At 56.1% G+C, this 14,057-nt stretch carries 19 protein-coding genes; 8 read left to right on the top strand and 11 right to left on the bottom strand.

Annotated elements, in window-relative coordinates:
* Positions 1 to 17 precede the first annotated feature (17 nt).
* From cgtA to rplU, 4 genes are all read right to left on the bottom strand, one after another.
* On the bottom strand, positions 18 to 1,196 hold the full coding sequence (gene cgtA, locus OHJ17_RS02660; RefSeq protein ID WP_002918377.1) for an Obg family GTPase CgtA: 1,179 nt from the start codon (positions 1,194 to 1,196) through the stop codon (positions 18 to 20).
* Between the two features lie 15 nt (positions 1,197 to 1,211).
* Positions 1,212 to 2,177 (bottom strand): DMT family transporter, encoded by a 966-nt coding sequence (locus OHJ17_RS02655; RefSeq protein WP_004149938.1) that lies wholly within the window; start codon positions 2,175 to 2,177, stop codon positions 1,212 to 1,214.
* 93 nt (positions 2,178 to 2,270) lie between these two features.
* On the bottom strand, positions 2,271 to 2,528 hold the full coding sequence (rpmA, locus tag OHJ17_RS02650) for a 50S ribosomal protein L27 (protein WP_002434222.1): 258 nt from the start codon (positions 2,526 to 2,528) through the stop codon (positions 2,271 to 2,273).
* 20 nt (positions 2,529 to 2,548) lie between these two features.
* Entirely contained in the window at positions 2,549 to 2,860 is a 312-nt protein-coding gene (rplU, locus tag OHJ17_RS02645; RefSeq protein WP_002918379.1) for a 50S ribosomal protein L21, read from the bottom strand.
* A 260-nt stretch (positions 2,861 to 3,120) separates the two neighbouring features.
* On the opposite strand from rplU, the gene ispB reads away from it, so the two are divergent.
* The gene (gene ispB / locus OHJ17_RS02640) at positions 3,121 to 4,092 is read left to right on the top strand and encodes an octaprenyl diphosphate synthase (RefSeq protein ID WP_004144907.1); all 972 of its coding nucleotides are present in this window, start codon (positions 3,121 to 3,123) and stop codon (positions 4,090 to 4,092) included.
* A 197-nt stretch (positions 4,093 to 4,289) separates the two neighbouring features.
* Positions 4,290 to 4,562, top strand: coding sequence for a DNA-binding transcriptional regulator SfsB (gene sfsB, locus OHJ17_RS02635; protein WP_002918381.1), 273 nt, complete (start codon positions 4,290 to 4,292; stop codon positions 4,560 to 4,562).
* Positions 4,563 to 4,617: 55 nt separating this feature from the next.
* Here the strand turns inward: sfsB and murA are convergent, their stop codons facing one another.
* The 7 genes from murA to mlaF all read right to left on the bottom strand — a co-directional run bounded on the left by murA (position 4,618) and on the right by mlaF (position 9,424).
* On the bottom strand, positions 4,618 to 5,877 hold the full coding sequence (gene murA, locus OHJ17_RS02630) for a UDP-N-acetylglucosamine 1-carboxyvinyltransferase (RefSeq protein WP_002918382.1): 1,260 nt from the start codon (positions 5,875 to 5,877) through the stop codon (positions 4,618 to 4,620).
* Positions 5,878 to 5,930: 53 nt separating this feature from the next.
* Complete coding sequence (ibaG, locus tag OHJ17_RS02625; RefSeq protein ID WP_002918383.1) at positions 5,931 to 6,185, bottom strand: BolA family iron metabolism protein IbaG; 255 nt, start codon at positions 6,183 to 6,185, stop codon at positions 5,931 to 5,933.
* A gap of 139 nt (positions 6,186 to 6,324) precedes the next feature.
* Positions 6,325 to 6,612: a lipid asymmetry maintenance protein MlaB gene (gene mlaB / locus OHJ17_RS02620; protein WP_004181416.1), complete on the bottom strand. Its 288-nt coding sequence runs from the start codon at positions 6,610 to 6,612 to the stop codon at positions 6,325 to 6,327.
* On the bottom strand, positions 6,612 to 7,247 hold the full coding sequence (gene mlaC / locus OHJ17_RS02615; RefSeq protein ID WP_002918386.1) for a phospholipid-binding protein MlaC: 636 nt from the start codon (positions 7,245 to 7,247) through the stop codon (positions 6,612 to 6,614). The genes mlaB and mlaC overlap by 1 nt, the downstream gene beginning before the upstream one ends.
* Positions 7,248 to 7,265: 18 nt before the next feature.
* Positions 7,266 to 7,817 carry an outer membrane lipid asymmetry maintenance protein MlaD gene (mlaD, locus tag OHJ17_RS02610; RefSeq protein WP_002918387.1) on the bottom strand — a complete coding sequence of 184 codons (552 nt, stop codon included), beginning with the start codon at positions 7,815 to 7,817 and terminating at the stop codon, positions 7,266 to 7,268.
* Between the two features lie 4 nt (positions 7,818 to 7,821).
* On the bottom strand, positions 7,822 to 8,604 hold the full coding sequence (gene mlaE / locus OHJ17_RS02605) for a lipid asymmetry maintenance ABC transporter permease subunit MlaE (RefSeq protein WP_004150949.1): 783 nt from the start codon (positions 8,602 to 8,604) through the stop codon (positions 7,822 to 7,824).
* A gap of 7 nt (positions 8,605 to 8,611) precedes the next feature.
* Entirely contained in the window at positions 8,612 to 9,424 is an 813-nt protein-coding gene (mlaF, locus tag OHJ17_RS02600; RefSeq protein ID WP_004150950.1) for a phospholipid ABC transporter ATP-binding protein MlaF, read from the bottom strand.
* Positions 9,425 to 9,633: 209 nt separating this feature from the next.
* Between mlaF and OHJ17_RS02595 the strand changes: the two genes are divergently transcribed.
* The 6 genes from OHJ17_RS02595 to lptB are packed head-to-tail and all read left to right on the top strand — an operon-like array spanning position 9,634 to position 14,011.
* Entirely contained in the window at positions 9,634 to 10,611 is a 978-nt protein-coding gene (locus tag OHJ17_RS02595) for a calcium/sodium antiporter (protein WP_002918397.1), read from the top strand.
* Complete coding sequence (kdsD, locus tag OHJ17_RS02590) at positions 10,608 to 11,612, top strand: arabinose-5-phosphate isomerase KdsD (protein WP_004144922.1); 1,005 nt, start codon at positions 10,608 to 10,610, stop codon at positions 11,610 to 11,612. Before OHJ17_RS02595 ends, kdsD begins: the two co-directional genes overlap by 4 nt.
* A 14-nt stretch (positions 11,613 to 11,626) precedes the next feature.
* Positions 11,627 to 12,193 carry a 3-deoxy-manno-octulosonate-8-phosphatase KdsC gene (gene kdsC / locus OHJ17_RS02585; RefSeq protein ID WP_002918405.1) on the top strand — a complete coding sequence of 189 codons (567 nt, stop codon included), beginning with the start codon at positions 11,627 to 11,629 and terminating at the stop codon, positions 12,191 to 12,193.
* A complete protein-coding gene (gene lptC, locus OHJ17_RS02580) occupies positions 12,190 to 12,765 on the top strand; it encodes an LPS export ABC transporter periplasmic protein LptC (RefSeq protein WP_002918413.1) in 576 nt (191 codons plus the stop codon). Before kdsC ends, lptC begins: the two co-directional genes overlap by 4 nt.
* Complete coding sequence (gene lptA, locus OHJ17_RS02575; RefSeq protein WP_002918415.1) at positions 12,734 to 13,279, top strand: lipopolysaccharide ABC transporter substrate-binding protein LptA; 546 nt, start codon at positions 12,734 to 12,736, stop codon at positions 13,277 to 13,279. Before lptC ends, lptA begins: the two co-directional genes overlap by 32 nt.
* Positions 13,280 to 13,285: 6 nt before the next feature.
* A complete protein-coding gene (gene lptB / locus OHJ17_RS02570) occupies positions 13,286 to 14,011 on the top strand; it encodes an LPS export ABC transporter ATP-binding protein (protein ID WP_002918417.1) in 726 nt (241 codons plus the stop codon).
* The last annotated feature ends 46 nt before the right edge of the window (positions 14,012 to 14,057 follow it).

The following is a 14,057-nucleotide window of genomic DNA, read 5'->3' as shown; positions in this document are numbered from 1 at the left end:
ATCCAGAGAAGTCAGGATTAGCGTTTGTAGATGAATTCGACGCCTTCTTCGTCGTCCTCATCCCAGTCGTCATCCCAGTCTTCGTCATCTTCTGCTTCGGCTTCGGCCTCTTCAAGCTGCTGACGGTGATAGTCGTCCCACATAAACTCGACTTTCTCCGGCTTCTGCTCTTCTTCCGCCTGCACGATCGGGTTTTCGATGATGAAGGTCATCACGTCCCAGCACAGCTCTTTCACGCCCTGCTGGCTGGCCGCGGAGATCAGGTAGAATTTCTCTTCCCAACCCAGCGCTTCGGCAATCGCTTTGGCTTTGGCTTCGGCTTCGGCCTTGTCCATCAGGTCAATCTTGTTGAAAACTAACCAGCGTGGTTTGGAGGCTAGCTTCTCGCTGTATTTCTCCAGCTCGCCGATGATAATGCGCGCATTCTCAACCGGATCGGAGCCGTCGATCGGATCGATATCGATGAGGTGCAGCAGTACGCGGCAGCGCTCGAGGTGCTTGAGGAAGCGGATACCGAGGCCTGCCCCTTCCGCTGCGCCTTCAATCAGCCCCGGGATATCGGCAACTACGAAGCTCTTTTCATTGTCCATACGCACCACGCCCAGGCTTGGCACCAGGGTGGTAAACGGATAGTCAGCCACTTTCGGCTTGGCGGCGGAGACCGCACGGATGAAGGTGGATTTGCCGGCGTTCGGCATGCCCAGCATCCCGACATCGGCCAACAGCATCAGCTCCAGCTGCAGGTCGCGTTTATCACCCGGGGTACCCATGGTTTTCTGACGCGGCGTACGGTTAACGGACGATTTGAAACGGGTGTTGCCCAAACCGTGCCAGCCGCCTTTCGCCACCATCAGACGCTGACCGTGTTTGGTCATATCGCCCATGGTCTCGCCGGTGCCCTGATCGATAACCCGGGTGCCGACCGGCACTTTTACCGTCACGTCTTTACCGCGCTTACCGGTACAGTCGCGGCTTTGACCATTCTGCCCACGTTCGGCGCGGAACGATTTTTCAAAACGGTAGTCGATCAGGGTGTTCAGGTTCTCGTCCGCTTCCAGCCAGACATCGCCGCCATCGCCGCCATCGCCGCCATCCGGACCGCCTTTCGGAATATACTTTTCGCGGCGGAAGCTTACGCAACCATTGCCGCCGTCACCTGCTACGACCAGGATCGTTGCTTCATCTACAAACTTCATTTTACTCTCCGTAAATCATTCGCCTGAGCGGGGCAGCGGTACTACCGCCTCTCGCTTACGCCAACGTCCCCAAAGACGATGACCGATGGCGGAATACATCGCGCCCGCAACCACGACAAACGCACCGAGATAACCAATCAGGTTTAACATCGGTCTGGCGAAAACATCGGGCCAGGCCATTGATAATAAATCAGAAAACAGTAGCGTAAACAGTGGCGTCAAGGTGATTAACGCGCTGACCTGCGCCGCCTGCCAGCGCGCCATGGCTTCCGCCAGCGCCCCGTAGCCGACCAGGGTATTCAGCCCGCAAAAAATCAGGCATGCCAGTTGCCAGCTGCTTAACCGGGAAATCACTCCGGGCTCAGCAAGTGGCAGTAATGCAATCGTACACAAAGTGTACAGCAAAAATAGTATCTGCTGTGATGCCAGACGGCGCAATAACACCTTTTGCGCGACGCCGTAGCTTACCCACACCGTAGCGGCAGCAACGCCGAAAATTACCCCCCACGTGTAGTCCGTCAGGCGGGTAAAGATTTCAATCAGACTGGTATTGAAGAACATCACCAGCCCGCTGAGCAGCATCAACGCGCCCACCACCTGGGTGCCGCGCATGCGCTCTTTCAGAATTACGACGCTAGCCACCATCATCCCCACCGGCGATAGCTGGCCGATGACCTGAGAAGCCGTGGGGCTGAGGTATTGCAGGGAAGAACTAAACAGGATGAAGTTACCGAACAGACCGCCGGTGGCAATCGCTAATAACACCAGCCAGCGCGGCTTGCGAAAAATTCGCATCGGCGGCAGTTTGCCTTTGATCGCGAGGATCGCGCCAAGCCCAATGCTGGCCATCAGGAAGCGATAAAAGACCACCGTAGGCGGCGCCATCACCTCGAGAACCTGTTTCATTGCAATCGGCAACGCTCCCCAACACATTGCGGTGGTAAGCGCCAGAATAATGCCAATCCCAGCCTGCTGCTTCATGCCTGTTTCCCTGCAAAAATTTTCCGGTAGACGAATGTAAAAAGCCCCGCAACGTGTTGCGGGGCTTTCATCCGTTACCGGGACGCGAAAAACTTATTCAGCAACGATGCTGATGAATTTACGGTTTTTCGGGCCTTTAACTTCGAACTTGACTTTACCGTCAGTCAAAGCGAACAGAGTGTGGTCACGGCCGCAACCAACGTTGGTACCAGCGTGGAATTTAGTACCACGTTGACGAACGATGATGCTACCTGCCAGAACTGCTTCACCGCCGAAACGTTTTACGCCCAGACGTTTAGCTTCTGAATCGCGACCGTTACGAGTCGAGCCGCCAGCCTTTTTATGTGCCATTTAAATCTACTCCTCAGGTCTTAGGCGCTGATGCCAGTGATTTTCACATCAGTGAACCACTGACGATGGCCCTGCTGCTTACGATAGTGTTTACGACGACGAAACTTAACGATTTTAACTTTCTCGCCACGACCGTGAGCAACAACTTCAGCTTTGATTACGCCGCCCTCAACGAAAGGAACGCCGATCTTGATTTCTTCACCGTTTGCGATCATCAGCACTTCAGCGAATTCAACAGCTTCGCCAGTTGCGATGTCCAGCTTTTCCAGGCGAACGGTCTGACCTTCGCTTACTCGGTGTTGTTTACCACCACTTTGGAAAACCGCGTACATATAAAACTCCGCTTCCGCGCACCTCTTTATGTGATTCAGAGTGCGCTATAAATATTCACAATAGGGCGCGAATATTACGCAAAACGCGAGCCTTTGACAAGAGCGATTAGCGATCAATGCAGAAAAAAAACACAACTTTCACGACAACGTTTATCTACGGCAATTTTTCAGTACAATCATATCTTCTTTTAATTCTGTCTTAATCCTTCTGTGATCCCACCTGGATTCATGGTAACAGGACATTTGGCCCGGCTTTTGCGATGAATTTAGAAAAAATCAATGAGTTAACCGCGCAAGATATGGCGGGTGTCAATGCGACGATTCTTGAGCAACTCAACTCCGATGTTCAGCTTATCAATCAGTTAGGCTATTACATCGTCAGCGGCGGCGGCAAACGCATTCGCCCGATGATTGCTGTGCTCGCCGCACGCGCGGTGGGCTATCAGGGGAGCGCGCATGTCACCATTGCCGCGCTGATTGAATTTATTCATACCGCCACCCTGCTGCATGACGACGTCGTCGATGAGTCTGATATGCGTCGCGGCAAAGCCACGGCCAATGCGGCGTTTGGCAATGCCGCCAGCGTGCTGGTCGGCGATTTTATCTATACCCGCGCCTTTCAGATGATGACCCAGCTGGGCTCGCTGAAGATCCTTGAGGTCATGTCGGAAGCGGTGAACGTCATTGCCGAAGGCGAAGTGCTGCAGCTGATGAACGTCAATGACCCGGATATCACCGAAGAGAACTACATGCGCGTTATCTACAGCAAGACGGCGCGCCTGTTTGAAGCTGCCTCGCAGTGTGCGGGACTGCTGGCCGACTGCACTGCGGAAGAAGAGCGCGCGTTGCAGGATTATGGCCGCTATCTCGGCACCGCTTTCCAGCTAATCGACGATTTACTCGATTATAGCTCTGACGGCGAGCGGCTCGGTAAAAACGTCGGTGACGACCTGAACGAAGGTAAACCCACGCTACCGCTGCTGCACGCCATGCACCATGGCACACCCGATCAATCAGCGATGATCCGCGGTGCGATCGAGCAAGGCAACGGCCGCCATCTACTGGATGCTGTGCTGGAAACGATGGCGACCTGCGGTTCGCTGGAATGGACGCAGAAGCGTGCCGAAGAAGAAGCTGACAAAGCCATTGCCGCGCTGCAGATCCTCCCGGACACGCCCTGGCGTGAAGCCTTGATTGGGCTGGCGCACATTGCAGTCCAGCGCGATCATTAATCCCCCCTCCTTTCCCGCGCGACGCGCGGGAAAGTTCCAGTAAAATGTCATTTCTCTCCCTAAACTTCCGAATATCTTGATAGATTCTGAATATTCCGGCGCTTTAACAGAACTTGTTAGAACCCTACATAGTACGCGGGTATAGTGTCTCTATCGCCCATGTGGGACGATCTGGACCTTTAACACCAGGAGAATTTATGGATAAGTTCATCGACTGGCATCCCGCAGATATTGTTGCGGGATTACGTAAACGGGGAACATCGCTGGCGGCAGAGTCGCGACGGCACGGACTAAGTTCTTCAACGCTGGCGAACGCCCTGACCCGCCCCTGGCCGAAAGGCGAATTGATTATCGCCACAGCGCTGGAAACGCAGCCGTGGGTCATCTGGCCGTCACGCTACCACGACCCGGTGACTCATGAGTTTATCGACAGAACGCAGATGATGCGTCAGAAGAAGATCGACAAGTGATGTGATTGCTCGACAGCGCCCCGGAACAACGTCCCGGGGCGCTGTCAGGACGCGGTTACTCGCCCTTCACGCGTTGAATATTGGCGCCCAGCGCCTGCAGTTTATCTTCGATACGCTCATAGCCGCGATCGATATGATAGATGCGATCGACGATGGTGGTCCCTTCAGCGATACAGCCGGCCAGCACCAGGCTCGCCGACGCGCGCAAATCGGTCGCCATCACCTGCGCGCCAGAAAGCTGCTTCACGCCGTGACAGATAGCGGTATTGCTCTCGATCTCCGCGTGCGCGCCCATACGGATCAGCTCCGGAATGTGCATGAAGCGGTTTTCAAAGATCGTTTCGGTGATCACGCCGGTCCCTTCCGCTACCAGGTTAAGCAGCGTGAACTGGGCCTGCATATCGGTCGGGAAGCCCGGGTGCGGCGCGGTACGCACGTTGACCGCTTTCGGACGGTTGCCGTGCATATCGAGGCTGATCCAGTCTTCGCCCGTTTCGATGTCAGCCCCGGCGTCGCGCAGCTTCGCCAGTACGGCATCCAGGGTATCCGGCTGCGCGTTACGGCAGAGGATCTTGCCGCCGGAAATCGCCGCGGCCACCAGGAAAGTCCCGGTTTCAATACGGTCAGGCAGCACACGGTAGACGCCGCCGCCCAGGCGCTGCACGCCTTCGATGGTAATGCGATCGCTACCCTGGCCTGTGATTTTTGCGCCCAGCGCGTTCAGGAAGTTGGCGGTATCGACAATCTCCGGCTCGCGAGCGGCGTTTTCAATAATCGTCGTTCCCTCCGCAAGCGTCGCTGCGCTCATGATGGTTACGGTGGCGCCGACGCTCACCTTATCCATCACAATATGCGCGCCTTTCAGGCGACCGCTGACCGAGGCTTTGACATAACCTTCTTCCAGTTTGATCTCGGCGCCCAGCTGCTCCAGACCGCTAATATGCAGATCGACCGGACGCGCGCCGATAGCGCAGCCGCCAGGCAGAGAAACTTGCCCCTGACCGAAACGCGCCACCAACGGGCCCAGCGCCCAGATAGAGGCGCGCATGGTTTTCACCAGATCGTACGGAGCACAGAATACATCGACCGGGCCGGCGTCAATCCATACCGAACCATTGCGCTCGACCTTCGCGCCCAGCTGGCTCAGCAGCTTCATGGTGGTATCGATGTCTTTCAGCTTAGGTACGTTTTGGATCTCTACCGGCTCTTCGGCAAGCAGCGCGGAAAAGAGGATTGGCAGGGCGGCGTTTTTTGCCCCGGAGATGGTGACTTCACCCTGAAGGCGAGTCGGCCCCTGAACACGGAATTTATCCATTGATTCTGTTCTCTATTAAAAATTCACATACGCTGCAGGGGATCCCCCACAGCTTAGAAGCCATTGAGTTTGCGGTCTCGCGCCCACTCCTGCGGAGTAAAGGCCTTGATCGACAGCGCATGGATGCGGTTGTCGGCAATATATTCCATCAGCGGCGCGTAGATGCTCTGCTGCTTTTTCACCCGACTCATGCCATCGAACATCTCACCCACAGCAATAACCTGAAAGTGGCTGCCATCGCCAGAGACGTGGACTTCCTGGAGGGGGAGTGCGTTCATCAGCACGGTCTGAATTTCATGATTTTCCATGGGCTCAAATTTATCTGATAGTGAAAACAGCCCAACATCTTAGAGGAAAGTGGCGCGGTCTTAAACAAGCAAAAAGCCCCGGCGAAAAGATTGCCAGGGCTTTCGGAATAGCTTCAGTGCTAAGGCACTGAAAAGATTATCAGATCAGATCGGCAGGCAGGTTGTAAAGACCGATCAGCGTTTGCAGGTTTTCGCTCTTGCCGACCAGCTGCGCTTCCCGGCCCTGACGGCGAATCAGCGCCACAAAATGCACTAACAGCGCCAGGCCCGCGGTGTCCACGCGCGTGGTCTGACTGAGATCGATGATCGCCGTTCCCGCCGTCGCCTGGGCGCGCGCCTCCCAGAGCGGGACCAGCAGATCCTGATCCAGCTCCCCGTGCAGCGCCAGCGTCTCGCCCTCGCGAGTCCAGCTCAGCTGCCCGCTCATTATTTTTTCTGTTCCAGGGTGATCGGCTGCGCAGAGATCGCTTTCAGCTGCGCGGTCAGGCCATCAACGCCCTTGGTGCGCAGCAGATCGCTCCACTCATTCTGTTTGGTGGTGATCATGCTCACCCCTTCCGCGATCATATCGTAGGCCTGCCAGTTGCCGGTCTGGGTATTTTTACGCCACTGGAAGTCAAGACGTACCGGCGGACGACCGTTCGGGTCGATGATAGTGACGCGGATCGGAACGATGGTTGCGCTGCCCAGCGGCTGCTCCGGAGCAATCTGGTAAGTCTGCCCATGGTACATCGCCAGCGCCTGACCGTAGGCCTGCTTCAGGTATTCACGGAAGGCGGCAAAATAGGCCTCACGCTGCGCAGGGGTCGCTTCTTTGTAATAGCGGCCCAGCACCAGCGCGCCGGCATATTTCACCTGTACATACGGCAATAACTCCTGGTCGACGATGTCGCGCAGATAGTTAGGATTAGCTTTAATCTTCGGCTGTTCATTCTTCAGGCGATCGAAGGTTTTCTGCGCCGCTTCATTCATCAGCTTATACGGATTGGACTGATCTGCGGCCTGGACGGCGGTCAGCGGGGCAATCACCAGCATGGCGACCATGAGTAAGCGTTTAAACATATCGTATTTCTCCTGAAATTAATGCGTCGTGCCGGCTGCCGGCGTCGCGTCAGTATGACCTTCTGCCTCGGCCTTATCATTGCCAGAATTCTGATTGTCGCCGCCCTTACTGTTATAAAGGAACTGACCAATCAGATCTTCCAGCACCATGGCGGACTTGGTGTCCTGGATAGTGCCGCCGTCTTTAAGGATAGTCGTCCCGAGGTCCGGGTCTTCAAAACCGACGTTCAGCGCCAGGTACTGCTCGCCCAGCAGGCCAGAGGTGCGGATCGCCAACGAACTGGTATCCGGGATATGGTTGTAGCGCTCATCGATATCGAGCTCCACGCGTGGCAGATAGGTTTTCGGATCGAGCGTAATGTCCGCTACCCGCCCCACTACCACGCCGCCGATGCGCACCGGCGAGCGCGCCTTCAGGCCGCCGATGTTATCGAAAGTCGCATAAAGGCGATAAGTCGGCTCGGTGCGTAGCGAGGTGACGTTCGCCGCCTTCAGGCAGACAAACAGCGCCGCCAGCAGCGCCACCAGTAAGAACACCCCTACCCAGATTTCAGTTTTTTTCGTTTGCATGAACTCAATTCCCAAACATCAGCGCAGTCAGCACAAAATCCAGCCCCAGAACCGCCAGCGACGCATGCACCACGGTACGCGTTGTCGCCCGGCTAATCCCGGCGGAAGTGGGGATAGCGTCATAACCATTAAATAACGCAATCCAGGTTACCGTAATAGCGAACACCAGACTCTTAATCAGGCAGTTCACCAGATCCATTCGCCAGTCGACGGCATTTTGCATCGCGGTCCAGAAAAAACCACCGTCAATGCCTTTCCAGCTCACCCCCACCAGCGCACCGCCCCAGATCCCTACCGCGACGAAGATAATCGTCAGCAGCGGCAGCGAAATGACACCGGCCCAGAAGCGTGGGGAAATGACGCGACGCAGCGGATCCACCGCCATCATCTCCATACTGGAGAGCTGTTCCGTGGCCCGCATCAGGCCAATCTCGGCGGTCAGCGCCGACCCGGCGCGGCCGGCAAACAGCAGCGCGGCGACCACCGGCCCCAGCTCACGCAGCAGCGACAGCGCCACCAGCATGCCAAGACTGGTCTCTGCGCTGTAGGTGGTTAACACCAGATACCCCTGCAGCCCGAGCACCATACCGATAAACAAGCCCGATACAATGATAATCAGCATCGACAGGACGCCGACGTTATAGAGTTGACGAACCAGTAGCGGCGCGTGCTTACGAAACTCTGGTTTGCCGACAACGGCGTTGAAAAGCATTAATCCGGCGCGTCCAAACGTCGCGGTGGTTTTAATACCGCGATGACCTAGCGCGGCCAGCGCATTAAACAGCATGAGTCGCTCAACTCCCTATGCCTAATAAATCATGGTGATAGTCGCCAGCAGGATAACGGAACGGCACCGGACCGTCGGCAATACCATCAATGAACTGACGAACCCGAGGATCGGTATTCTCCCGTAGCGACTGGGCGCTACCGTGGGCGACAATCTTTTTATCCGCCACGATATACGCGTAGTCCGCAATACTAAGCACCTCGGGCACATCGTGCGAAACCACGATGCAAGTGACACCCAGCGTGCTGTTGAGTTCAGAAATCAGCTTCACCAGCACGCCCATAGTGATGGGATCCTGCCCGACGAACGGTTCGTCGAACATAATCAGATCCGGCTCCAGGGCAATGGCTCTCGCCAGGGCGGCGCGGCGCGCCATCCCACCGGAAAGCTCAGAAGGCATTAACTTCGCCGCACCGCGTAGCCCCACCGCTTCCAGCTTCATCATCACCGTCGTATGCAGCAGCGCAGGCGGCAAATGCGTATGTTCGCGCAGCGGATAGGCAACGTTGTCAAAGACATTGAGATCGGTGAACAGCGCGCCGGACTGGAACAGCATGCTCATCCGCTTACGCACCGTATAAAGACGCGAACGCGTCATCTGCGGCACGTTCTCGCCATCAAACAGGATCTCTCCCCTGTCCGGCGGGATCTGGCCGCCGATCAGGCGTAACAGGGTAGTCTTGCCGATCCCCGAAGGTCCCATGATCGCAGTAATTTTACCGCGCGGCACCGACAGCGAGATGTCGTCGAAGATCACACGATCGCCGCGTGAAAAGCGGATACCGCGCACTTCAACTAAATTCGCCTGAGTTTGGCTCATAAAATCATCCTTACTAAACACCTGACGGGCAAGCATGGCCCTTTCTTGCGCCACAATCACAACATTTTTACAGAATCTTACCTGCACAGGTTAGCGAAAGCTGGCATTTGTTTTACTTTTGGCACACATAAAGTCAAAATTAAGAATTCGTTACGCTGCGTAGGGATAACCCAGCGAGGCGACGATTATACCTGAAGAAAGGACTTTAGATGCTCTTAGCGACGGCTCTGTTAATTATTGGTTTATTGCTGGTTGTCTACAGTGCCGATCGTCTGGTCTATGCCGCCTCCATCCTGTGTCGTATGTTGGGGATCCCGCCGCTGATCATCGGCATGACAGTGGTCAGTATCGGCACCAGCCTGCCTGAGATCATGGTCGCCACCGCGGCCTCGCTGCACGGGCAGACCGATCTGGCGGTCGGCACCGCGCTCGGATCTAATATCACCAATATCTTATTGATCCTCGGTCTCGCCGCCTTACTCAGGCCATTTACCGTCCATTCTGATATTCTGCGCCGCGAATTACCGCTAATGTTGCTGGTCAGCGTGCTGGCGGGACTGGTGCTCTACGATGGACAACTGACCCGTCTCGACGGGCTATTTTTACTGGCATTAGCGCTTCTGTGGCTGCTGTTCACCATCAAAATCGCTCGTCTGGCGGAGCGCCAGGGAAGCGATAGCCTGACCCGCGAACAGCTGGCGGAGCTGCCACGCGAAGGGTCGCTGCCGGTCGCCCTGCTCTGGTTAGGGGTAGCGATGATCGTCATGCCGATGGCGACCCGCATGGTGGTGGATAACAGTACAGTGCTGGCAAACTATTTCGCCATCAGCGAACTGACCGTCGGCCTGACGGTGGTGGCGATAGGCACCAGCCTGCCGGAGCTGGCCACCGCCATCGCCGGGGCGCGGAAAGGGGAAGATGATATTGCCATCGGCAATATCATCGGCGCCAATATCCTCAATATCGCACTGGTGCTGGGTTTACCGGCGCTGATCGCGCCGGGGAGCTTTGCGACCGAAGCCTTCACTCGCGATTATGGCGTGATGCTGCTGGTCAGCCTGATCTTCGCAGTGCTGTGCTGGCGCCGTCAGCAGCAGCCGGGACGACTGGTTGGCGCGCTGCTGGTCGGCGGCTTTGTGGTTTGGTTGGCGATGCTGTTTTGGACAGCACCGCTCTTCGTTGAATGATTCGGGATAACATCATGTCGCAAATAGATTTGCCCACGGATTTTGACTTTCAACAGGCAGGCCGTCAGGTGCTGGAAATTGAACGTGAAGGTCTGGCCCAGCTCGATCAATACATAAATGAAGACTTTACCCATGCCTGCGAAACGATTTTCCGCTGCGGCGGGAAAGTCGTGGTGATGGGGATGGGCAAATCCGGCCACATCGGCCGCAAAATGGCGGCAACCTTCGCCAGTACCGGCACCTCGGCATTTTTTGTCCACCCCGGCGAAGCGGCGCACGGTGATTTAGGTATGGTCACCCCGCAGGATGTGGTAATTGCGCTGTCGAACTCCGGCGAATCGAATGAAATCCTCGCGCTGATCCCGGTCCTCAAGCGCCAGCAGGTGAAGCTTATCTGTATCACCAGCCGGCCGGAGAGCAGCATGGCGCGCGCGGCGGATATCCATCTGTGCGTGAAAGTGCCGAAGGAGGCCTGCCCGTTAGGACTGGCGCCCACGTCGAGCACCACCGCCGCGCTGGTGATGGGTGATGCCCTCGCCGTCGCCCTGCTGGAAGCCCGCGGCTTTACCGCTGAGGATTTCGCCCTGTCGCATCCGGGCGGCGCACTCGGCCGTAAGCTGTTGCTGCGGGTCAATGATATTATGCATACCGGTGATGAAATCCCGCACGTCGGCCTGCAGGCGACCCTGCGCGATGCGCTGCTGGAAATCACGCGTAAAAATTTAGGCATGACCGCTATCTGCGATGACGATATGAACATCATCGGTATCTTTACCGACGGTGACCTGCGCCGGGTCTTCGATACCGGCGTTGATATGCGCGATGCCAGCATTGCCGACGTCATGACCCGGGGAGGTATCCGCATCCGCCCCGGCACTCTGGCGGTGGATGCGCTAAACCTGATGCAATCCCGTCATATCACCTGCGTGCTGGTTGCCGATGGCGACCATCTGCTGGGTGTGGTACATATGCACGATCTGCTGCGCGCGGGCGTAGTGTAAGTAAGGAAAAAATAATGAATAATGCTGATGCTCAGTTAGCGACCTGCTACGGGCCGGTAAGCCAGGCGTTTGTCGATCGCGCGGCGAAGATCCGTCTACTGATCCTTGATGTCGACGGTGTATTATCCGACGGGCTTATCTATATGGGTAATCACGGCGAGGAGCTGAAAGCGTTTAACGTCCGCGATGGCTATGGTATCCGCTGCGCGCTGACCTCGGGTATTGAAGTGGCGATTATTACCGGGCGAAAAGCTAAACTGGTAGAAGATCGCTGTCAGACGCTGGGCATCACGCATTTGTACCAGGGGCAGTCGGACAAGCTGCTGGCGTTCCGCGATCTGACGGACAAACTGCACGTGCGGCCGGAAGAAGTCGCCTACATCGGCGACGATCTGATTGACTGGCCGGTGATGGCCGAAGTGGGCCTTAGCGTCGCCGTCGCCGATGCGCATCCGCTGCTGCTACCGCGGGCGAATTATGTCACGCGAATTAACGGCGGACGCGGCGCGGTACGCGAAGTCTGCGATTTGTTACTATTGGCGCAGGGCAAGTTGGATGAGGCCAAAGGGCAATCAATATGAGTAAAACCAGACGTTGGGTTATCATTTTACTGTCGCTGCTCGCGCTGATCCTTATCGGCCTGAATCTGGCGAATACGGACGACACGGCCCAGCCGGAGGTCAATCCTAACGACCCTACGTATAAAAGCGAACATACCGACACCGTGGTATACAGTCCGGAAGGCGCCCTGAGCTATCGGCTGATTGCCGAGCACGTGGAATATTTTTCCGATCAGGAGGTCTCTTGGTTTACCAAACCGGTGATGACCACCTTTGATACTAACAAGGTGCCTACCTGGTCGGTCAGAGCAGACAAAGCGAAGCTGACGAATGACCGGATGCTCTATCTTTACGGGCACGTTGAGGTGAATGCGCTCGCGCCAGATTCTCAACTGCGCAAAATTACGACGGATAACGCCCAGATAAATCTGGTAACGCAGGACGTTACCTCCGATGACATGGTGACGTTATACGGCACCACATTTAATTCCAGCGGCCTGAAAATGCGTGGAAACCTTCGCAGCAAAAATGCCGAGCTGATTGAAAAGGTGAGAACCTCTTATGAAATTCAGAACAAACAAACTCAGCCTTAAGATTGCGCTCGCCGGCGCGTTACTGGCCGCCAGCCTGCCGGCCCTCGCCAAGACGGGCGATACCGATCAGCCGATCCATATCGAATCCGATCAGCAGTCGCTGGACATGCAGGGCAATGTCGTCACCTTCACCGGTAACGTGGTCGTGACCCAGGGGACGATCAAGATTAACGCTGATAAAGTGGTGGTCACCCGTCCGGGCAACGAGAAAGGCAAAGAGGTGATCGAAGGTTTCGGTAACCCGGCTACTTTCTATCAGATGCAGGATAACGGCAAGCCGGTAAAAGGCCGGGCGTCGAAAATGCGCTACGAGCTGCAGAACGATTACGTCGTGCTGACGGGCAACGCTTATCTGGAACAGCTCGACAGCAACATCAAGGGCGACAAGATCACCTATCTGGTGAAAGAGCAAAAAATGCAGGCCTTCAGCGACAAAGGTCGACGCGTCACCACCGTTCTGGTGCCGTCCGAGCTGCAGGACAAAAGCGGCAACCAGCAAAAGAAGAGTAACTAATCCGTTATGGCAACCTTAACTGCGAAGAATCTCGCTAAAGCGTATAAAGGCCGCCGCGTGGTGGAAGATGTCAGTCTCACCGTTAACTCGGGCGAGATTGTCGGCTTGCTCGGCCCGAACGGCGCCGGTAAAACGACAACCTTCTACATGGTGGTCGGGATTGTGCCCCGCGACGCAGGCAATATCATCATCGATGACGAAGACATCAGCCTGCTGCCGCTGCACGCGCGCGCGCGACGGGGCATCGGCTACCTGCCGCAGGAAGCGTCGATTTTCCGTCGCCTCAGCGTCTATGACAACCTGATGGCGGTCCTGCAGATCCGTGACGATCTAACCAGCGAACAACGGGAAGATCGCGCTAAAGAGCTGATGGAAGAGTTTCATATTGAGCACCTGCGCGACAGCCTCGGTCAGGCGCTCTCCGGTGGTGAACGCCGCCGCGTCGAAATCGCCCGCGCGCTGGCGGCGAATCCGAAATTTATTCTTCTGGATGAACCCTTTGCCGGCGTGGATCCGATCTCCGTTATCGATATTAAACGCATCATTGAGCACCTGCGCGACAGCGGTCTCGGCGTTCTGATTACCGACCATAACGTCCGTGAGACCCTCGCGGTCTGCGAACGCGCGTATATTGTCAGTCAGGGACACCTTATCGCTCATGGTACACCGCAGCAGATCCTCGAAGATGAGCAGGTTAAGCGCGTGTATCTTGGGGAAGACTTCAGACTCTGATAGGGTAGAGGTTACAGACGTTTTAGCCGGAGATATTTACCCTGAA

It is taken from the genome of Klebsiella sp. KP20-425-1, from assembly GCF_025813515.1.
Lineage (GTDB): Bacteria > Pseudomonadota > Gammaproteobacteria > Enterobacterales > Enterobacteriaceae > Klebsiella > Klebsiella pneumoniae.
Note: the sequence above shows the minus strand (reverse complement) of the source record. Positions and strands in the feature narration are given on the sequence as shown.